A 20,155-nucleotide genomic window follows, 5' to 3' on the forward strand; every position below is an offset into this window, starting at 1 on the left:
CGGAAACTCGCATGTCAGGACAGCTGCGTTTCGAGATCCTCGGGCCTCAGCGGGCCTGGTACGCCGACCGGGAGATCGACCTCGGTCCCGGCAAGCAGCGCGCGGTGCTCGCCGTACTGCTGCTCTCCGCCGGCCGCTCGGTCTCCACCGGGCAGATCGTCGAGGCGGTCTGGCCGGAGGACCCGCCCGCCAACGGCCCGAACGTGGTGCAGAAGTACGTGGCCGGGCTGCGCCGGGTGCTGGAACCGGACCGGTCGCCGCGTACGCCGGGACAGGTGCTCAGCCTCACCGACGCCGGCTACCTGCTCCGGGTCAGCCCCGAGGCGGTGGACGCGGTCCGCTTCGAGCGGGGGGTGCACCGCGCCCGACAACGCCGCGCGGAGGGCCGTGCCACCGACGCGGTGACCGAGCTGGCCGCAGCCCTGGCCCTGTGGCAGGGGGAACCGTTCGCCGGCTTCACCGGGCCGGTCTTCGAGGCGGCCCGGCAGCGGTTGGTGGAGCTGCGGGCCGTGGCGCTGGAGACCCGGGCCGAGCTGATGGTGGACCTCGGGCGGCACCGCGAGATGGCCGGGGAGCTGGTGGAGCTGGTGGCCGAGTTCCCGGTTCGGGAACGGCTACGGCACCAGCTCATGCTGGCGCTCTACCGCAGTGGGCGGCAGGCGGAGGCACTCGCCGCGTACCGGGAATTCGCGGACCTGCTCCGCGAGGAGTACGGCATCGAGCCGGGTGAGGCGCTCCGCGTGTTGCACGGGCGGATACTGCGCGCCGACCCGACACTGGTGGTGGAAAAGCCGGCGAACGAGCCGGAGTCACCCCTGCCCGCGACCGCGGGATCCGTCGCGGTGGTGCCGGCCCAGGAGCGGGCAGCCGAGTCAGGCCACCCAGCCGACCCGGTCTCCGCCGTTCCGCCGCCCGTTCCGCCGCCGGCCGCGTTCCCGCCGCCGGCCGCCGTTCCGCCGCCCACCGCGTTCCCGCCGATGCCGCGGGACGAGTACCCGGTGCGTGGCACCCCACCCCGGCGGGCGCGGCGGTGGGTCAGCATCAGCACCGCGATCGTCGCCGCGCTGATCGGGGTGCTCTCCTTCGGCCTGCTCACGTGGCTGGTGGTGCTGGTCTACGCGGTGTGGCGACGGAGCTGGCGACACGGGCTCGCCTCCCTCGGCTACCTGTCGGTGATGGTCGCGTTCATCGGCATGGTCGGCTCCGGTGACTCGGACGACGTGACCGCCGTCGACGTCGTCGCGATCATCACCTGGCTGCTCACCTGGCTGCTCGGCGTCCTGCACACGCTCCTGCTCAACGGTGCGATCTGGTCAGCGATCACCGGCCGAGGCGCGGCGCCGGCCGGGGCGGTCGCCGACGAGCGCCGGGTCCGCCGTGAGCAGGCCCGCTACCTGCTGTACCACTACCCGGCGGCGCGGCATGAGTTGCGCATCGGCCGGCCCGACCTGCCCCGTACCTTCGACGACGGGGGCCTGGTGGACGTCAACGCGGTCCCCGAGACGACGATCGCCGAGCTGCCCGGGATCACCGCCGAGCAGGCCCGGCAGGTGGTGGTGGACCGCTGGCTGCGTGGCCCGTTCGGTTCGATGGAGGACCTGGCCGCTCGCTGTCTGCTCCCGCTGCTGCTCACCGACTCCCTCCGCGACCACCTCGTCTTCCTTGCCCCGACGCCGGGCCCGACGACCGTGCTCCCGCAGCAGACCGCCGCCCACCCGCAGCAGACCAGCCCTCCGCCCCAGCAGACCAGCTCTCCGCCCCAGCAGACCAGCTCTCCGCCGCAACAGGCCGGAGGGGATGTCCGCCCCAGCTGGTAGAAATGCCGGATGGGCGACGAACGGGCGGCGGTACGGGAGCGGGCCGAGGCGGTGCTGCGCCGGCTGGCCGGTGAGCACGCCCGACTGCGCGAGGATCAGTGGCGGGCCATCGAGGCGTTGGTCGTCGACCGGCGACGGGTGCTCTGCGTGCAGCGCACCGGTTGGGGCAAATCAGCCGTCTACTTCGTGGCCACCGCCCTGCTGCGCGACAGCGGGCAGGCCGACCAGGCCGGCCCCACCGTCATCGTGTCGCCGCTGCTGGCGCTCATGCGCAACCAGGTGGAGGCCGCCGCGCGGGCCGGCATCCGGGCTCGCACGATCAACTCGGCGAACCTCGACGAGTGGGACGAGATCACCGCCGAGATCCAGGCCGGCGCGGTGGACGTGCTGCTGATCAGCCCGGAGCGGCTCAACAACCCGGACTTCCGCGACGGCGTGCTGCCGAAGCTGGCCGCGACCACCGGGCTGCTGGTGGTCGACGAGGCGCACTGCGTCTCCGACTGGGGGCACGACTTCCGACCGGACTACCGGCGGCTGCGCACGTTCCTCGCCAACCTGCCCGAGCGCACGCCCGTGCTGGCCACCACCGCCACCGCCAACGCCCGGGTCACCCAGGACGTGGCCGAGCAGTTGGGCGACGCGCTCGTCCTGCGCGGCACGCTGGACCGCGAGTCGCTGCGCCTCGGCGTCCTCGACCTGCCCAGCCCGGCGCACCGGCTGGCCTGGCTCGCCGACCACCTGGACGAGCTGCCCGGGTCCGGCATCGTCTACACGCTGACCGTCGCGGCAGCGGGGGAGACGGCCGAGTTCCTGCGGTCGCGGGGCTATCCGGTCGCCTCGTACTCGGGGCAGACCGACGACGCCGACCGGCGGGCCGCCGAGCAGGACCTGCTCGACAACAAGATCAAGGCGCTGGTCGCGACCAGCGCGCTCGGCATGGGCTTCGACAAGCCCGACCTGGGCTTCGTCGTCCACCTCGGCGCACCACCCTCGCCGATCGCGTACTACCAGCAGGTCGGCCGGGCCGGCCGCGCCGTCGAGCACGCCGAGGTGCTGCTGCTGCCCGGTGTCGAGGACGCCGCGATCTGGCGCTACTTCGCCTCGCTGGCGTTCCCGCCGGAGCAGCAGGTCCGCGCCGTGCTGGCCGCCCTGCACACCGACCGTCCGCTCTCCACCCAGGCCCTCGAACCCCTCGTCGACCTGCGCCGGGCCCGCCTGGAGCTGATGCTCAAGGTGCTCGACGTGGACGGCGCGGTCCGCCGGGTGCGCGGTGGCTGGCTCGCCACCGGCGAGCCCTGGGTCTACGACGAGGCCCGGTTGCGCCGCGTCGCCGAGGCGCGCACCGTCGAGCAACAGGCCATGCGGGAGTACGCGTCGACGTCCGACTGCCGGATGCGGTATCTACGCGAACGCCTCGACGACACCGCCGCGACCGACTGCGGCCGGTGCGACAGGTGCGCCGACCCGCTCTTCGCCGCCGACGTGTCGACGGCAGCGCTCGCCGCCGCGCAGACCTTCCTCGGTCGCCCCGGCGTGGAGATCGCCCCGAAGAAGCTCTGGCCGACCGGGCTGGACGCGGTGGGCGTACCCCTGAAGGGCCGGATCGCCCCCGCGGAGCAGGCGCTGCCCGGCCGTGCGGTCGGGCGCCTCTCCGACCTGGGCTGGGGTGGCCGGCTGCGGGAGCTGGTGGGCCCGGAGGCGCCCGACGTGCCGGTGCCCGACGACGTCGCCGGCGCGGTGGTCGAGGTGCTGAAGGCGTGGGCGCACGGCGACGATCCGTGGCCCCGCCGCCCGGTCGGCGTGGTCGCGGTGGGCTCCCGCCGGCGGCCCCGGCTGGTCGGCTCGCTGGCCGAGCGGATCGCCGCCGTGGGCCGGCTGCCGCTGCTCGGCGCGGTCACCCCGACCGGCCCGGACGGCCCCGGCGGGCCGCGCGGCAACAGCGCCCAGCGGGTACGCGCGCTGCACGACGCCTTCACCGTGCCGGCCGACCTGGCCGACGCGCTGGCCGCGCTGGAGGGGCCGGTGCTGCTCGTCGACGACCTGGTCGACTCGGGTTGGACGATGACGATGGTGACCCGCGCGCTGCGGCGGGCCGGTGCTCCCGATGTGCTCCCGCTCGCTCTGGCCGTGGCCGGCTGAGCCGCCGTTCGCGATCGCGGAGGTCGGTGGGCGGCTGCGGGGCGGAAAGTTCCCGGGCCGCGCGGATTGCGACGGTCGCCACGCCGCCCCGGCGTCGGTCAGGGCTGGCCGGGCGCGGCGGTACGGTGGCCGCATGACCGATCAGCAGCCCGTCACCCGCGCGTACGCCGTGACCGGCATGACCTGCGCGCACTGCGTGCGTGCGGTCACCGACGAGCTGTCGGCGCTGCCCGGTGTGCGGCAGGTCCAGGTCGACCTGGCCTCCGGCACCGCGACGGTGACCAGCGACAGCCCGCTGCCCGACGAGTCGGTGCGGGCGGCCGTCGACGAGGCCGGCTACGTGCTGGACGCTGGCGGTGCCTGAGCAGGCCGCCACCGTGCCGGACCGGAGCACGGTCCGGCTGGCGCTGGTGGTCGGCGGGCTGGTGCTCGCCGTGCTGCTCGGGTTCGGCCTCGGTCGCATGAACGGCACCACCACCACCGGCGGCAGCAGCGCTGCGGCACTGACCGCCGACCACACCCACCCGCCGGGCACCGGGGCCCACGACCACGGGTCCGTGACGGGCGCCGACCAGGGCGCGGCCGCCGAGCCCGGCGGTCTGTCGGTCAGCTCGGCCGGATACACGCTCGTCCCCCTGGCCACCGAGTTTCCGGCCGGCCGCCCCGGGCAGCTCCGCTTTCAGGTACGCGACGTGCAACGCCGCCCGGTCACCCGGTTCGCCGTCGTGCACGACAAGCCGATGCACCTCATCGTGGTCCGTCGGGACCTGACGGGCTACCAGCATCTGCACCCGACCATGGCGGCGGACGGCACCTGGACGGTGCCGGTGACCCTCGCGCAGCCCGGCGTCTGGCGGGCGTACGCCGACTTCACGGTGGTCGCCGACAACGGCGGCCAGAGCGCGCTGACCCTCGGGGTGGACCTGGTCGTGCCGGGCACGTACGAGCCGCGTTTGCTGCCCGGCCCGGCGACCTCGACGACGGTGGACGGGTTCAGCGTCGCCTACCAGGGCAGCCCGCAGGCCGGTGTCACGGTGCCGCTCACCTTCCGGATCGACGGCGCGGACGGTGACGCGGTGCTGGAGCGCTACCTCGGGGCGTACGGCCACCTGGTGGCGCTGCGCGAGGGCGACCTGGGCTACCTGCACGTGCACCCCGAACCGGAGCTGGCCGACGGCCAGGTGAAGTTCTGGCTGACCACCCCGGGCCCGGGCCGCTATCGCCTCTACCTCGACTTCCAGGTAGCCAACAAGGTCCACACCGCCGAGTTCACCCTGACGGTCCCCTGACCCCCGGCCTCCCGCCCGCCCCCCGGGGCCCCCCGTTGATCATGAAGTTATTGCCACTCGCGTCGGCGTGTCGCGGCAATAACTTCATGATCGACGCGCGGAGGGATGGGGGGTGAGGGTGGGGGGTTAGCCGGCTCGGCGGGTGGGGCGGCGGGCCAGGTAGCGGAGGAGGTCGCGGATGTGGTGCTTTTCCTCGGCTGGGACGGTGGGATCGGCCAGGCGGTCGAGGATGGCCCGGACGTCGGCCTCGACCGGGCCGTCATCGCTGCGGCGCCGGGGCATCGAGCCCGCGTCGGGCAGCCCGAGCGCCCGGAACGCGGCAGCCACCGGCAGATCCAGCGCGGCGCAGAAGCCGCGTACCTTGGCCAACTCGGGGTAATCCTGCCAGTCACCGGCGAGCCAACGGAACACTGTGGAACGGCCCACGCCCGTGTGCGAGGCAAGATCAGTCACGGTCCATCCGCGCTCGTTGCGAGCGTCGTCGATGGCGCGCCGGACGAAGCGGGCGAACGCCATCTGCGGTGACACGTCTGCGGAACCCATTCCGGTATGTCTTTCCCTCCCGGCCGAGCACTGGGAAGATGTGCCTCCCGAGCGTAGTACGCCGGGAACCGGAAACCACTGACTGACCGCACAAACTGTCCCACCGATGAGACTCCAACTCGGGCAGTATTCGTACCGGCACCCAGCGATCATCGTCGTTCTTCCACTAAGCTCGGTGCCCGTCCCGGCACGGCGCACGCGCGCGTGCCGCCGATCGCCCGGACCACCGCCGAGGAGCACCATGGCCGAATCGAGCCGTCCGCTGCCGTACCAGCCCGGTGCGGTGAGCCTCTTCTTCGTCGCCAAGGCTGGCGTCTTCGCCGCCGGGTTCTGGATCTGGTTGCTGGTCCTGGTGCTGCGCACCAGCACGGCGACCGGCGCCCACGTGCTGGCCGCCACCGGCGCGATCACCACCACACTGGTCGCGGTGGTGCTGGGCGCCCGGATGGCGCTGCAACGCAACGCCGCCATCCGACACGCCGAGACGAAGAAGCTGCTCGTCGACATCTCCTGGAACGCGTTCACGGCCGCCGGCAACGCCGAGAGCTCGGGAAAGGTGGTGCCCTTCCCGAGCAGCGCGGGTGAGGACGACCGCCCAGCCCTGCGCCACAGCGGGGACCGGGTGTCGGTCTTCGACCGCTCCGGCGTCCGGGACCGGGGCAACAACGGCGACCGCCGACGCTGAAACCGAGTCCACGGGCGACGGTTTCCGCGTACCTGGCGGTTCAATGTGTCGTTGACAAGCAGAGGTACGGCTCGCACCGGTGATCGCGCCACGCTCCTGCTCTGACCACCGACGGGCGTCCCCGAAGAGTCGCGGGCGGTGGCACGCCGGGCGGGGCGAGATGTTCGGCGGAGCGGAGTTCTGGATATAGGCTGGTTCCGTTCGCGGCGGAATTCGCTAATTACCCGAACAGGCGAGGGGGTGAGGCGTGCCGGCCTCAGGCAAACCCGCCCTTGATGGGCCGCCGGAGCGGGAGGCCGATGTTCTCCGCCGTGTCGTGGCGCTCGTGGTGGATCGGCTGCCGCCTGGATGGTCGATGCGCCTTGCTGAGCAAGTGCCGGGCCGGATCGACGGTGTAGCTGAGCTGACCGGTCCTGATGGGGCGACGGCGGTCTTCGTCATCGAGGCAAAGCGCTCGGTGGTCACCAGCGATCTTGCCTCCGCCCTCGACCAACTTCGCTCCCACAGGCTGCCTAACGTCGATCGTCCGTTGCCTATGATCGCCGCCCGATACCTCGGGCCTTCGGCTCGCGCATGGCTGGAAGAGCGCAAGGTCTCCTACGGTGACGCTACGGGCAATATGCAGATATCGCTTGAACGTCCGGCGATGTACCTGCGCGACAGGGGCGCCGATCGAGATCCCTGGCGCGGGCCAGGCAGGCCCCGCGGCACTTTGCAAGGGCCGCCAGCGGCGCGTGTCGTACGCGCCTTGGTGGACACCGCTGCAGAGATGAGCGTTCCAGACTTGGTACGCCTGTCGGGCGCGTCAACAGGAGCGACATATCGAGTTGTTGACTTCCTTCAGCGCGAAGCGCTTGTCACGCGCGCGAAAGGCGGCCTGATAAGGGGCGTTGAGTGGCGCCGAATCCTGGAGCGATGGAGTGAGGATTACGGTTTCCAGCGCAGCAACAGTGTCAACGCCTACCTGAGTCCGCGAGGCATTCCGGCGTTGCAGGAAGACCTGCGGGGGGTGCACGGATTGCGCTACGCGCTGACCGGGTCTTTGGCGGCGCACCGTCTAGCGCCTTATGCGCCGGCCAGGCTGGCGATGCTTTACGTGGACGACGTGACCCAAGCCGCCGAGAAACTCAAGCTGCGCCCCGTTGATGCGGGTGCGAACGTGCTGCTCGCGCAGGGAAAGTACGACGTCGTGTTCGATCGACGGGTGCAGGATGACGGCTTGCTTTATGTGGCTCCGAGCCAAGCCGCTGTCGATCTGCTGACAGGCCCTGGGCGGGCGCCTGCTGAGGGGCAGGAACTCCTTGACTGGATGGAGGAGCATGAGCAGGCATGGCGACGATGACCTTCTGCTGTCCGCACGGGGTGCGTTACTGGACGCCCTGGATGCTCTTCGCGACCACGCCAACGCTGTGATCGTGATCGGAGCACAGGCGATATACCTGCATACGGGTGCCGCACCCGTCGCACTGGCGGAAGCGACCAAGGATTGCGACCTTGCACTCGACACGCGCGCGCTCCCGCAGGAGCCATTACTGGAGGAGGCCATGCGGGCAGCCGGGTTTCATCTCGATGTTCGAGCGCACCAGCCTGGGGCATGGTTGAACCCCAAAGGAATTCCCGTCGATCTGATGGTCCCAGAGGCGCTTGCTGGTGGATCAAGTCGTCGGGCAGCAAGAATCCCGCCGCACTCCACGAGAGCGGCGAGGCGAGCGGTTGGATTGGAGGCTGCGGTCGTCGACCACGCCGCACTTGCCATACGTGCGCTCGCTCCGGGCGACAGCCGTGTCTGTACGGCCAATGTCGCGGGCCCTGCCGCTTTGCTGGTGGCCAAGTTGCACAAGGTTGGCGAGCGGCAACAGGCGCCCAAGCGCCTCGTGGATAAGGACGCACACGACATCTACCGGCTTCTCGTGGCGGTGAGAACCGAGCAGCTTGCTGACAGTCTGCGCGAGCTTCGGGCTGATGAACTTGCAGGGCAGGTGACCGAGCAAGCCCTTGGATTCTTGGCGTACCTGTTCGCGGCAAGCCCCGAAGCGCCAGGATCGGTGATGGCGGGCAGAGCCGAGGAGGGTATCGGTGACCCTCTCGTTGTGTCGACCGCTGCTTATGCTCTGGCCGACGATCTGCTGGCCTCGGTGGGCTGACTGCCGGGCCCGCGCCGAAGCGCTAGACGGCGGGCGGCTCGTCGGCGGCGAGCAGGGTCTCCAGCCGGGGTGTGACCCGCCACTGGTCGACGAGTTCGCGGTACTCCGCCTGTCGGGGGTCGGCGGTGCCGCTACGGCGGGCTCGGATCAGCAGGTTGCGGGGCGTGTGCTGGGAGTCGACGAACTCCACCACCTCGGCCCGGTACCCGTGCACCCGCAGCAGCCCCGCGCGCAGCGCATCGGTGAGCACGTCGGCGAAGCGTTCGCGCAGGATGCCCTGCCGGGTCAACAGCTCGTACGGCGCCGGGGTGGGCTGGGCGCGTAGCTGCTTTGCCAGGTCGTGGTGACAGCACGGCGCGGCGAGCACCCAGCGGGCCTCCCAGCGCACCGCGCGGGCCAGCGCCTCGTCGGTGGCGGTGTCGCAGGCGTGCAGCGCCAGCACCAGATCCGGGGCGGGGTCGACAACGGCCTCGGCGATCGTGCCCGCGACGAAGCTGACCTTGTCGGCCCAGCCCAGTCGCTGCGCCAGCTCGGTGTTGCGCCGCCGCTGGTCCTCCCGGACGTCCACGCCGATCAGCTCGACGTCGAGCCCGCGACTGGCGAGATAGCGGTACGCGGCGAAGGTCAGGTAGGCGTTGCCGCAGCCCAGGTCGACCACCCGCAGCGGGCCGGTCAGATCGGCGGGCAGGGTCGCGGCCAGAGCGCGCAGGAACGCGTCGACCTGGCGGCGCTTGGCCGCCGAGCCGCCGATCTCCGCGAAGATCGGGTCGCCCGGATCGAGCAGGTATTCCTTGGCTCGGTCGTTACCACTCGGCGTCGCCGCCGGTCGGGTCGTCGCGGCCCGGTGCACCTGCGCCTCACCGGACTTGGTCACCCGCAGTTGGAGGGTCGCGTCGGCCGTCTCCACGTGCCAGTTGCCGAAGGGCTCGGCCAGGAGTTCGTCGACCGCCACGGCGGCCTCGGGACCGGGGGCGACGTTGCGGGTGTGCGGGCGCGCGCCGTCGGAGGTGGCGATCTGCAACCGCGGGCCGGCCTTGAGCGTCACCGGACGCAGCTCGGCCCGCACGACCGTGGGTCGGTGTCCGCGGCGACGCCCGGCGGCGACCGCCCGGGTCAGCGCGGGGTCGAGCAGCAGTGCACGAACCTCGGTCAGGGCGGCATCCAGTGGTTCCGGCATCGTTCCATTTTCGGCAGGTGGGGTGGGAAGGCGACATCCCCCGTACCGCGCTGAGGCGGTGCGGGGGATGTCGGGTGAATCTCGCTGCGTCAGTCCGCGGTCGCCTCGGCCGGCGTACCCGCGCCGGAACCGCCACCACGGCGGCGCCGGCGGCGCGGCTTCGAGGCCTCGCCCTCGGCGGCGGCGGAGGCCGGCTCGGCCGGTGCCGCGTCGGCCGAGATCACCGCGGTCGGCTCGCCCGCGACCGTCTCGCCAGCGCGGCGGCGACGCCGACGGCGCGGGGTGCGGCTGGCTTCGTCGCCGGCGGCGTCCGTGGGTGCCTCGGCGGCCGGCGTGCCGGCGTCGGTGCGGTCCCGGCGGCCGTCACCGCGGCCACGGCGCTCACCCCGGCCGTCGCCGCGGCTCTCACCGCGTCGAGGGCCCCGACCGCCGCTGTCGCCCCGGCGGGAGCGGGTCGTCCCGCCCAGATCCTCTTCGATCTCGGCGGACAGCCCGGCCCGGGTGCGCTCGGCAGTGGGCAGGGTGCCGCTGACCTCGGTGGAGATGTGCAGGTCGGTGTAGAGGTGCGGCGACGTGTGGTACGTCTCCGGCGGCTCCGGCATCTCCAGACCGAGGGTCTTGTCGATGATCCGCCAGCGCGGCATGTCGTCCCAGTCGACGAAGGTCACCGCGACGCCGGTCGCCCCGGCCCGGCCGGTACGACCGATCCGGTGGGTGTAGGTGTCCTGGTCTTCCGGGCAGTCGTAGTTGATCACGTGGGTGACGCCGGTGACGTCGAGCCCACGGGCCGCCACGTCGGTGGCGACCAGGATGTCGATCTTGCCGGCGCGGAACGCCCGCAGCGCCCGCTCACGGGCGCCCTGACCGAGGTCACCGTGCACCGCGGCGACCGCGAACCCGCGGAAGTCGAGATCCTCGGCGACCCGGTCGGCGGCCCGCTTGGTGCGGGTGAAGATCATGGTCAGCCCGCGCCCCTCGGCCTGGAGGATGCGCGCCACCACCTCGACCTTGTTCATCGAGTGGGTGCGGTAGACCAACTGCTGGGTCTGCGGCGACGGCCCGGTCTCGGCGGTGTGCCCAGCGTGGATCGTCATCGGCTGGCGCAGGAAACGCCGGGACAGGGTGACGATCGGGTCCGGCATGGTCGCCGAGAACAGCATCGTCTGCCGGTCCTCCGGAAGCATCGCCAGGATCTTCTCGACGTCGTCGAGGAAGCCCAGGTCGAGCATCCGGTCGGCCTCGTCGAGGACGAGCGCGTGCACCCGGTCCAGTCGGAGGTGCTTCTGCTTCTGCAGGTCCATCAGTCGGCCCGGGGTGCCGACCAGAATCTCGACGCCCTTGCGCAGCGCGTCGATCTGGGGCTCGTACGCCACGCCACCGTAGATCGGCAGCACCCGGACGCCGCGCGTCCGGCCGGCGGCGGCCAGATCCTTGGCGACCTGGATGCCCAGCTCACGGGTGGGGACGACGACCAGCGCCTGGGGGACGCCGTCGCTGCCCTCGTTCGGCGCGAAGACCCGCTCCAGCAGCGGTACGCCGAAGCCGAGGGTCTTGCCGGTGCCGGTGGGCGCCTGGCCGATCAGGTCGACGCCGCGCAGCGCGATCGGGATCGCGTACTCCTGGATGGCGAACGCGCGGGTGATGCCGGCCGCGGCCAGCGCCTCGACGGTCTCCTCGCGGGCGCCGAGGGCGGCGAAGGTGGGAGCCTCGGGTCGAACCGGGGCGGTGGGGGCCAGTTCCTGGCCGTCCATCAGATCTTGAGTCAGCTCGCTCATGTGGATGTGGGGGTGCCCTCTCGTGGGTGCGCCCCGTCTCGTCCTCAGGGCGCGTTCGGTATGACGCGGGCCACACGGTCGGCGGCAGAGTGCCGAGCCGGACCGGGCCGCACGCGCGCCGCGGGCTGAGCTTTCGATCAGATCGGCGCCCACGGCAACTGCTCTATGCTACCTGAACAGGCAAGCTCACGTCCCGATTCCCGGTCGGCCAGCCGGCACGCGGGGCCATCGAATGTGACCTGCGCCACACTTCCTCGGGCGCTCGTCCGTGCCCCGCACGGGCCACCCGGCGCCCGTCCCGCACGGTAGCCTGCGCTCGTGTCCGCGCCGACCACCCCCGGTCCCGCCGTCGCCGACCTGCTGGGCCTGGTCGCCTTCGGTGAGCTGCTCGCCTTCGAACGCATGGCCGGTGACGCGCGACTCGCCCCCGACCTGCACCGACGTGCCGCGTTGAACCAGATGGCCGCGGCCGAGATCGGCAACTACCGCCGGCTCGCCGACCGGCTCACCGCGCTGGGTGTGCCGCCGGAGGAGGCGATGACGCCGTACGTGCAGCCGTTGCAGGCGTACCACGACTCCACCGAGCCGCGGGACTGGGCGGAGGTGGTCACCAAGGCGTACGTGGGCGACGCGATCACCGACGACTTCATCCGGGAGATCGCCGACGCGCTGGACGAGCCCGACCGGGCGCTGGTGCTGGACGTGTTGCACGACTCCCGGTACGCGGAGTTCGCCGTCGCCGAGATCCGGCTGGCCGTCGCCGCCGATCCCCGGGTGGCCGGTCGGCTCTCCATGTGGGCCCGGCGGCTGGTCGGCGAGGCGTTGTCCCAGGCCGGCCGCGTCGCCGCCGAACGGGCCGCACTCACCGCGCTGATCGCGCGGGGCGACCGGGTCGACGTGCCGGGGCTGTTCGGGAGGCTCACCGCCGCACACACCGCGCGGATGGCGGTCGCCGGACTGAACAACTGACCGCCACCCGTCGGGCGCGGAACCGGCCCGCGGCAGGTGGCCTGGAAACGCCTACCTGCCGCGACGGCCGGACCGGTCAGCGAACGGTGAAACCGACCGCTCGGGGGGACGCCTCGGCGATCTCGACGTAGGCGACCTTCTCGACCGGAACGATGACCCGCCGGCCCTTCTCGTCGGTCAGGGAGAGCGTGCCGCCGTTGCCGGCGAAGGCGTCGGTCACGATCTGCTCGATCTCGGCCGGCGACTGCGCGCTGTCCAGAACCAGCTCGCGCGGCGCGTACTGCACGCCGATCTTGACCTCCACTGTGCCTCCTCAACTGGGGCGATAACCGCCCTGCGAAGGCTATCCGATCACGGGGTCGGCGGTCAGGCTGACTCACCTTGCAGCGGGAAGCTCGCGATGCCCCGCCAGGACAACGCCGCCACCAGAGCCTCGGCCTCCGCCTTCGGCACCTGCCGGCCACCGGCCAGCCAGAACTGCGCGGCGGTCTCCGCCGCGCCGACCAGCCCGGAGGCGAGCAACTCGGCGTGCGACCGGCTTACGCCGGTGTCCGAGATGATCGTGTCGGTGATCGCCGCGATGCAGCCCTGCTCGACCCGCTCCACCCGCTGCCGCACCGCCGGGTCGTTGCGCAGGTCCGACTCGAAGACGAGGCGGAACGCCTCGCTCTCGTGATCGACGAAGTCGAAGTACGCGCGCACCGACGCGCTGACCCGCTCCTTGTTGTCGCTGGTGCCGCGCATCGCCTCGTGCACCTGAGCGACGATGGCGTCACAGTGCGTGTCCAACAGGGCCAGGTAGAGGTCCATCTTTCCCGGGAAGTGTTGGTAGAGCACCGGCTTGGAAACCCCGGCCCGCTCGGCGATGTCGTCCATCGCCGCGGCGTGGTAGCCCTGCGCGACGAATACCTCCTGCGCCGCCGCGAGCAGCTGCTTACGGCGCGCGGAGCGGGGCAGGCGGGTGGGCCTGCCAGCAGTCTGTGCGCCGTTCCCCACAGCGGTCATGGGATCCTCCGAGTTCTCCGTACGGGCCGGCATTTTCCCCCCAGACCGGGGCGGCCCTCGACCGCGTCGTGGAAATGGCCCGCCGCTGTAACTTATCGCCACTCTCCCCACACGGTAGCCTCAGCGAGGGCGACCAAGGAGCGCGCGGTGAGTGAAACAGGGCAACCCGGAGCCGCCACCCCGGGAGAGCACGGTGACGGAACGGGTCAGCACGACGACCCGGGCCGCTCCGGCAGCGGGTGGGCGCCCTCGACGGGCGGGTGGTCCCCGTCTGTCGAGCGCGAGGCGGCCGGGGAGCAGGCACCACCGTGGCAGCGACCCCCCGCGTCCGGTTGGCGCGCCTCCTCCACCAGGCACGGCGATCTGCCCGCGCCTCTGCCCGGGCTGACCGGTGACTCCGAGCGGCCGGCCCGGGTCAACGGCCACCACGCCAACGGTGTCCACCACGACGAGGCCGAGATCAACAGCGACAGCGACAGCAGCGGCGACAGCGAGATCAACGGCGTCCGCCACGGCGATACGGAGATCAACGGCGTCGCGCACCTCAACGGTGGGGCCTCGTCGGGCCGCCAGACGCCGGTGAGCGCGCCGCCCGGGCGGACCGCCGAGGACCGGCCCGACGTGGGCGGGGGCCGGCTGGTGGTGCCCGCCCAGCGTCCCGCGCCGGCCGCGGAGCCGGGGGCGGGGGAGGCCGACACCGGCCCGCCCCGGCACTCCACCACCGACCCTGCCGCGCCGCGCAGCGTCCGCTGGGCCGACCCCGGTCTGCCCAGCACGGCGCCAGCCGCCATCCAGGTGCCGCCCGTCGGCACGGCGGCCTCGGGTTTCGAGGTTCCGCCCGGTCTCCGCGCGCCCACCGGCGAACGGCCGGCCGTCGACGATCAACCGGCCGTTTCCCGCGGTTGGCAGGTCCCGCCCGCAGCCGAGGCATCGGCCGAGTCGGGGCGTGCCGCCGGGCGCGGCGACGACCCCGAGCCGGAGCGCCCCACCGGAGACACGCACCGAGCGGGTGAGTCTCCCTCCATCGAGCCGGACTGGTCCGGGCCCAGCTGGAACCGCCCGAGCTGGGGCAGTGGGTGGGCGCCGCCCTGGTCCCGCCAGGACGGCGAGCCGGCCGGCCGACCGGCGCGGGACGAGTCCACCCCGGGCTGGGTCGCCGAGCCCCACCTGCCGTACGAGCCGGTGCGCGCCGAGCCGCCCCGTCCGTACGAGCCGGTGCCCGCCGAGCCGCCCCGCGCGTACGACGTCACCCGGGACGCCCCCCAGGCCGAGGCGGACGCCGACCGCGGCACGCCCACGCGCCCGTCCTGGGCCGGTGAACGTCCGGCCGCGATTCCGACCAGCGTGCCTCCGGACGTTTCCCGGCCCGAGCCGGCCGAGCGGCTCTCCTGGGCCGGTGGGCCGACGCCCGAGCCGACCGGCGGGCTCCCCGCGGCCCGCCCGTCCTGGGCCGCGCCGGCCCCGGTCAGCGCGGCGGCCGACCCGTCGCCTCGCGCGGGCGGCACGGACCCCACCCCGACCAGCGGCCCGCCCGTTCCCCCACGCACTGCGCCGCCCGCCGCCGAGCGCCCCTCCTGGGCCGGCGCCCCCACCCCGACCAGCGGTCCGCCGGCTATTGAGCGCCCCTCCCGGGCCGGCGGCCCCGCCCCCACCAGCGGTCCGCCGGCTGATGAGCGCCCCTCCTGGGCTGGGGGGTCTCCCCCCACGAGTGGTCCGCCGGCCGTTGAGCGTCCGTCGTGGGCCGGAGGGTCCGCGTCGGGCGGTGCCGCTCGCGCCGAGCCGACCAGTGGCCCGCCGGCCGCTGACCACCCCTCCTGGGCTGGCGGCTCGGACCCGACGCCGGCCAGCGCCCCGCCGTCGCGCCCGTCCTGGGCCGGCCCGGCATCGGCCCTCCCGCCGCCGCCCCGCCCCTCCTGGGCTGGTGGCCCGGACCCGACGCCGACCAGCGTCCCGCCGTCGCGCCCGTCCTGGGCTGGCGATCCGACGCCCGGCGGCACTTCGGCGAGTACGCGCCCGTCCTGGGCGGGCCCGGCACCTGTCGATCCGCCCGCGCCGGTCGATCCGCCGCCGGCGCCCGCCGGCCCACCGCCGGCGTTGACCGATGCGCCGCCACCGGCGACACCCGTCCGTCCGGTGGCCGAGCGGCCCTCGTGGGCCGGTGGATCGCCGACACCCGTGGCGGCCGAGCGACCCGACTGGTCCGAGGGCCGCATCCCGGCAGCTCCGGCCGAGCGTCCCTCCTGGCCGGCTACCCGGCCGGCGACCTCTCCCCGGGCGAGCGACGCGGGTGAGTCGACCGGCCCGGTCCGGCCGACCGCACCGTTCCGGCTCCGACCGGCGACCCCCGAGCCGCCCGAGCCGTCGCCCGCCGAGCCGACTGCTGCCGCCCCGACGGCGGCCGGTCCCTCCCTCGCCGGTGCCCCGCTTCCCTCGGCCAGTGCCGGTCCGGCCTCCGCCGCCAGCGGCCCCGGGCGTCACGACCGGCCGTCACCCGCGTCCTCCCCTCCCTACGCGGCTCGCCGATCCGCCCCCGACCCGGCGTCGCCGGTCGAGCCCGCCGACGGCGGGCGACGGCCCGACACGTCGGCGGTGCTGCCGCAGCGCGTCCCCGCGGAACCGGACGTGCCCGTTGTGCCGGAGCCGCCAGCCGTGGAGCCACCCGCCGAAACCCCAGAACTCGCGCGCATCGCCACCCACCTGCGCCGCGACGACGAGCCCGCTCCGTTGCGGGAGCGTCCCGAGGGGTTCGACGTCAACGCCATCCTGGACGCCGTACGGGAGGTGGCCGGCGTTCGGGACGCCGCCCTGCGCCGTACGCCGGCCGGCGCGCACAGCCTCCGGCTGGACCTGGCCGACGGTGCCGATCCGGCCGAGGTGAGTCGACAGGTGGCCCGGCTGCTCCAGGAACGGATGGGGCTGGCCGCTGCCCCGCAGAACGTGCCCGGCCTGCCCACCACGCCAGCCCCGCCGGTCCGCCGTCGCGCTGCCGAGCCGCGATCCGCCGACCCGCGCCCCGCCGAGCGACGAGCTGCCGAGACGCGTCCCGTCGAACCGCGATCTGTCGAGGCGCGGCCTGTCGAGCCGCGCGACACCGGCGCGGAACCGCGTACCGCCGAGGCGCCCTCGATCGCTCGGTCGTCGGGCGGTCGGGTCGAGGCCACGCCGGCGGGCCCGGAGCAGTGGGCCGGGCCGGACGCCGCGCGTCGACGGCGGGCGGGCGCCCCGCACCGGGGCCGCGCCACCGTCGAGGAGCCCGGCTCGGTCTCGGCCGCGCCCACTGGCGGAGCCACCGGCAGCCCGGCGACGGTCGGTACGTCGTACTCCGGCGGTCAGGTGACCACGACGGAGTCGGCGCCCTCTCGGCCTCTGGACACCGGCGGCGTGCCGGGGCCGCGTGTGGTCATCGACCACGTGCAGGTCAGCACCTTCGGCCTGGACGCCAACGTGGAGGTGCGGCTGCTGGCCGGCGACGACAACGCGGCCGGGTACGCGACCGGGCCGGCGGTCGACGGTTACGTGCTGCGCCTCTGCGCGGTGGCCGCAGCCGCCGCCGTGGACGAGTTGCTGCGCGGCGCCGAGAACGCCGAGCGTGGCCGCTGCTTCGTCGAGCACGCGGCGGTGGTGCCGTTCGGCAACTGCGAGGTGGCCACGGTGGTGGTGCTGCTGGTCTGCGAGGGCTGGGTCGAGCAGCTCGCCGGCTCGGCCCTGGTGGCCGGCGATCCGCGACAGGCGGTGGTCCGGGCGACGCTGGCGGCGGTCAATCGTCGGCTGGAGGCGCTGCTGTCCTGAGTGGTCCGAGGCAGACTGGGAGGATGAAGCGCGCCTCCCTCTGGCCGGACCACCTCCTCCCCGAGGTCGGTGTGCCGCCGCCGTGGCCGGGCCGGGAGGTCCGCCTCGACGGCGTCGTCACCTATGTGCGGGACACTCCGGCGACGACCGTCGACGCGGAGCCGGCGCTGTACGTGCACGGGCTGGGCGGCTCGTCGCAGAACTGGACCGACCTGGCCGGCCTGCTCGCCGACCGGCTGGACGGCCAGGCCATCGACCTGCCCGGGTTCGGCCGCAGCGAGCCGGGCCCGCGCTACACGATCCCGGCCTTCGCCGACCTGGTGATCCGGTGGATCGAGCACTCCGGTCGGGGGCCGGTGCACCTGTTCGGCAACTCGCTGGGTGGCGCGGTCTCGGTCCAGGTGGCGGGGCTGCGGCCCGACCTGGTCCGCACCCTCACCCTGATCTCTCCGGCGCTGCCGTTTCTGGACTTCCGGCGGTCGTTGCAGGGCAGGATGCTGCCGGTGCTGGCCATTCCGCGCGGTGAACGGCTGGTCGCCCGGCGGCTCACCCAACTCGCGCCCGAGGTGATGGCCCAGCAGGTGTTGGAGGCGTGCGTCGCCGACCTCAGCCGCATCTGTGCGCAGCGCCGGGCCGAGGCGTTGGAGGAGATCCGGGTCCGGTACGAGGCGGAGCACTACGCGGCCGCGTACGTCCGGACGTTCCGGGGGCTGGTCTCCAGCTTCCTGCGGGCGTATCTGCCGGGGCCGGGCTCGCTGTGGCGGCTCGCCGGGGCGGTGCGCGCGCCGACGCTTGTGGTGGGTGGCCGGCAGGACCGGCTGGTCGACGTTCGCGTCGCGCCCCAGACCGCCCGGGTCATCCCGGACAGCCGCCTGCTGATGCTCGGCGGTGTCGGTCACGTGGCTCAGCTGGAGGTTCCCCGGCTGGTCGCCCGGGCGGTGGTCGGCCTGCTCGCCGAAACGGAGGAGGCCGCTCGGCCGTCCGATCTGGCAGGCTGACCGGGATGTTCAGGTCCGCTCGCCGCCGCCGTCGCCTCGCACTGATCGCCCAGCTGGTGGCGGTGGTGCTGGCTGTCGGCGCGGCGGTGACCGTGATCGCCGAGGGTCCGGGGGTGCCACCGGATCGGCTGACTGCCGACGAGATCGGGCCGCCGCTGGTGGCCGGGCCGCTGCCGCCGTCGGCGGCCGGGCCGCTGCCGCCGTCGGCGGATCCGTCACCGACCGCCACCGCCGCGTCGCCGAGCCCGTCGCCGGTGCTGCGGTTGCCCGGTGCGGTGCCGACCGCGGGTACCGGCCGGTTCAGCCACGACGACCACGCCGGCCCGGTGCTGGGCCGGGCGGGTGAGCTGCGCCGCTACCGGGTGGCGGTCGAGTCGGGCAGCAACGAGGACATCGCCGCGTTCGCGCAGGCCGTCCAGGTGGCGCTCGCCGGGCCGGGCAGTTGGGTCGACAGCGGCCGGCTGCGGTTGCAGCAGGTCCCGGGGGACGCTCCCCGGGACTTCACCGTCTACCTGGCGACCGCCCGTACGGCGGGCCGGATGTGCGCCGAGGGTGGCGTGGACATCCGGATCGGCGGGCGGCCGTACACCTCCTGCCGCGCGCCCGGCCAGGTGATCATCAATCTGGATCGGTGGCGGTTGTCGGTGCCGCACTACGTGTCGGCGGGCGTGCCGCTGGCGGTCTACCGGACGTACGTGGTCAACCACGAGGTGGGTCACCAGCTCGGGCACCGGCACGAGCGCTGCCCGGGCGCGGGGCGTCCGGCGCCGGTGATGATGCAGCAGACCCTCTTTCTCAACGGGTGTCGGGTCAACCCGTGGCCGTACGTCGACGGTCGGCGTTACGCCGGGCCGGCTCTCTGAGACAACCGGCCCCATGAGGGGTATTGCGGTAATAGAAGCTAAAAGCGGAGAATTGCCCGAATAATCTGGCAGGCTGGACGTCATGACGCCGTCGTCCCCTTACGGCCCGCCCGAGCCGCCCGACCGGTCCGCGTACGAGGATGCGCGTCCCACGGTCCTGCGGATGCGCCGCCGCCGACGCCGCAGCCTGTTGCTCGGCCTGCTCGTGGCCGCCACCGCCACCGCAGTCGGCGTGACCGCGACGCGGGGCGACGAACCGACGGCCGACGTACCGCCCACCCCGACCCAGGGCGGAATGGGCCTGGGCGGCGGGGAGGCCCACCCGGTGCCCAGCGGCTACCCGTCGGTCGGCGCGGGACGCTTCACCGTCGCCGACGGGGGAACATCCGTGCACGGTACGGACGGACCGCTGCGCCGCTACCGGGTCGTGGTCGAACGGGGCAGCGGTCAGGACGCCGACGCGTTCGCCGCGCGGGTGGACGAGGTGCTGGCCGACCCGCGCAGCTGGATCGCCTCCGGTGAGCTGCGGGTGCAGCGGGTGGCCGACGTCGACGCCGCCGACTTCACCGTCTACCTCGCCACCCCGGTCACGTCCGAGCGGATGTGCGCCGAGGGCGGGTTGACCACCGAGCGCTACACCTCCTGCCGGCTGCCCGGCCAGGTCATCATCAACCTGGCGCGCTGGCAGGAGGCGGTGCCCGACTACGGGGCCCCGCTGGAGACGTACCGCACCTACGTCATCAACCACGAGGTCGGCCACGAGTTCGGCGAGCAGCACGAGGCATGCCCCGGCCCGGGGGAGCCCGCACCGGTGATGCAGCAGCAGACGTACGGGTTGCAGGGCTGCCTGGCCAACGCCTGGCCGTACCTCGACGGCCGTCGCTACGGCGGCGACATCGTCCCCTGAGCGACCGGCCGCCGGTTATTCCCCTCCCGCATCGCGGGCCACGTGTCCTCCCTCA

The 20,155-nt window shown here is 73.5% G+C and carries 17 protein-coding genes; 12 read left to right on the forward strand and 5 right to left on the reverse strand.

The annotated features are described in order from the left end of the window. Positions 1-11 precede the first annotated feature (11 nt). The 4 genes from ACFYPR_RS02200 to ACFYPR_RS02215 all read left to right on the forward strand — a co-directional run bounded on the left by ACFYPR_RS02200 (position 12) and on the right by ACFYPR_RS02215 (position 5,245). The gene (locus tag ACFYPR_RS02200) at positions 12-1,817 is read left to right on the forward strand and encodes a BTAD domain-containing putative transcriptional regulator (protein ID WP_355135494.1); all 1,806 of its coding nucleotides are present in this window, start codon (positions 12-14) and stop codon (positions 1,815-1,817) included. Between the two features lie 9 nt (positions 1,818-1,826). Next, positions 1,827-3,956 carry a DEAD/DEAH box helicase gene (locus tag ACFYPR_RS02205; protein ID WP_354854409.1) on the forward strand — a complete coding sequence of 710 codons (2,130 nt, stop codon included), beginning with the start codon at positions 1,827-1,829 and terminating at the stop codon, positions 3,954-3,956. Positions 3,957-4,089: 133 nt separating this feature from the next. Further along, on the forward strand, positions 4,090-4,320 hold the full coding sequence (locus tag ACFYPR_RS02210; protein ID WP_354854407.1) for a heavy metal-associated domain-containing protein: 231 nt from the start codon (positions 4,090-4,092) through the stop codon (positions 4,318-4,320). Beyond that, complete coding sequence (locus ACFYPR_RS02215; RefSeq protein ID WP_355135492.1) at positions 4,313-5,245, forward strand: hypothetical protein; 933 nt, start codon at positions 4,313-4,315, stop codon at positions 5,243-5,245. The genes ACFYPR_RS02210 and ACFYPR_RS02215 overlap by 8 nt, the downstream gene beginning before the upstream one ends. A gap of 126 nt (positions 5,246-5,371) precedes the next feature. Here the strand turns inward: ACFYPR_RS02215 and ACFYPR_RS02220 are convergent, their stop codons facing one another. Next, on the reverse strand, positions 5,372-5,788 hold the full coding sequence (locus ACFYPR_RS02220) for a helix-turn-helix domain-containing protein (protein WP_387258350.1): 417 nt from the start codon (positions 5,786-5,788) through the stop codon (positions 5,372-5,374). 241 nt (positions 5,789-6,029) lie between these two features. Between ACFYPR_RS02220 and ACFYPR_RS02225 the strand changes: the two genes are divergently transcribed. From ACFYPR_RS02225 to ACFYPR_RS02235, 3 genes are all read left to right on the forward strand, one after another. After that, positions 6,030-6,473: a hypothetical protein gene (locus ACFYPR_RS02225; RefSeq protein ID WP_355135488.1), complete on the forward strand. Its 444-nt coding sequence runs from the start codon at positions 6,030-6,032 to the stop codon at positions 6,471-6,473. Between the two features lie 316 nt (positions 6,474-6,789). Further along, the gene (locus tag ACFYPR_RS02230) at positions 6,790-7,815 is read left to right on the forward strand and encodes a hypothetical protein (RefSeq protein WP_354854400.1); all 1,026 of its coding nucleotides are present in this window, start codon (positions 6,790-6,792) and stop codon (positions 7,813-7,815) included. Beyond that, positions 7,793-8,617 (forward strand): GSU2403 family nucleotidyltransferase fold protein, encoded by an 825-nt coding sequence (locus tag ACFYPR_RS02235; RefSeq protein ID WP_354854398.1) that lies wholly within the window; start codon positions 7,793-7,795, stop codon positions 8,615-8,617. Before ACFYPR_RS02230 ends, ACFYPR_RS02235 begins: the two co-directional genes overlap by 23 nt. A gap of 22 nt (positions 8,618-8,639) precedes the next feature. Here the strand turns inward: ACFYPR_RS02235 and ACFYPR_RS02240 are convergent, their stop codons facing one another. Both ACFYPR_RS02240 and ACFYPR_RS02245 read right to left on the reverse strand, forming a co-directional pair. Further along, positions 8,640-9,794 (reverse strand): SAM-dependent methyltransferase, encoded by a 1,155-nt coding sequence (locus tag ACFYPR_RS02240; RefSeq protein WP_354854396.1) that lies wholly within the window; start codon positions 9,792-9,794, stop codon positions 8,640-8,642. A gap of 89 nt (positions 9,795-9,883) precedes the next feature. Then, positions 9,884-11,569: a DEAD/DEAH box helicase gene (locus ACFYPR_RS02245; protein ID WP_354854394.1), complete on the reverse strand. Its 1,686-nt coding sequence runs from the start codon at positions 11,567-11,569 to the stop codon at positions 9,884-9,886. 318 nt (positions 11,570-11,887) lie between these two features. Here ACFYPR_RS02245 and ACFYPR_RS02250 point away from each other — a divergent pair, with 318 nt between their 5' ends. Next, on the forward strand, positions 11,888-12,538 hold the full coding sequence (locus ACFYPR_RS02250; protein WP_354854393.1) for a ferritin-like fold-containing protein: 651 nt from the start codon (positions 11,888-11,890) through the stop codon (positions 12,536-12,538). A 76-nt stretch (positions 12,539-12,614) separates the two neighbouring features. Here ACFYPR_RS02250 and ACFYPR_RS02255 read toward each other — a convergent pair whose 3' ends face one another. Beyond that, positions 12,615-12,842, reverse strand: a complete 228-nt coding sequence (locus ACFYPR_RS02255) for a DUF3107 domain-containing protein (RefSeq protein ID WP_030329796.1) — start codon at positions 12,840-12,842, stop codon at positions 12,615-12,617. A gap of 62 nt (positions 12,843-12,904) precedes the next feature. Next, complete coding sequence (locus ACFYPR_RS02260; RefSeq protein WP_039909051.1) at positions 12,905-13,543, reverse strand: TetR/AcrR family transcriptional regulator; 639 nt, start codon at positions 13,541-13,543, stop codon at positions 12,905-12,907. Between the two features lie 147 nt (positions 13,544-13,690). Here ACFYPR_RS02260 and ACFYPR_RS02265 point away from each other — a divergent pair, with 147 nt between their 5' ends. The 4 genes from ACFYPR_RS02265 to ACFYPR_RS02280 all read left to right on the forward strand — a co-directional run bounded on the left by ACFYPR_RS02265 (position 13,691) and on the right by ACFYPR_RS02280 (position 20,100). Continuing rightward, positions 13,691-17,332, forward strand: coding sequence for a hypothetical protein (locus ACFYPR_RS02265; RefSeq protein WP_387258352.1), 3,642 nt, complete (start codon positions 13,691-13,693; stop codon positions 17,330-17,332). Between the two features lie 23 nt (positions 17,333-17,355). Beyond that, positions 17,356-18,330, forward strand: a complete 975-nt coding sequence (locus ACFYPR_RS02270) for an alpha/beta hydrolase (RefSeq protein ID WP_355067723.1) — start codon at positions 17,356-17,358, stop codon at positions 18,328-18,330. 5 nt (positions 18,331-18,335) lie between these two features. Further along, entirely contained in the window at positions 18,336-19,193 is an 858-nt protein-coding gene (locus tag ACFYPR_RS02275) for a DUF3152 domain-containing protein (protein WP_387258354.1), read from the forward strand. 82 nt (positions 19,194-19,275) lie between these two features. Further along, a complete protein-coding gene (locus tag ACFYPR_RS02280) occupies positions 19,276-20,100 on the forward strand; it encodes a DUF3152 domain-containing protein (RefSeq protein ID WP_355067719.1) in 825 nt (274 codons plus the stop codon). The last annotated feature ends 55 nt before the right edge of the window (positions 20,101-20,155 follow it).

Origin of the sequence: Micromonospora sp. NPDC005254 (genome assembly GCF_042872525.1) — a bacterium.
Classification (GTDB): domain Bacteria; phylum Actinomycetota; class Actinomycetes; order Mycobacteriales; family Micromonosporaceae; genus Micromonospora.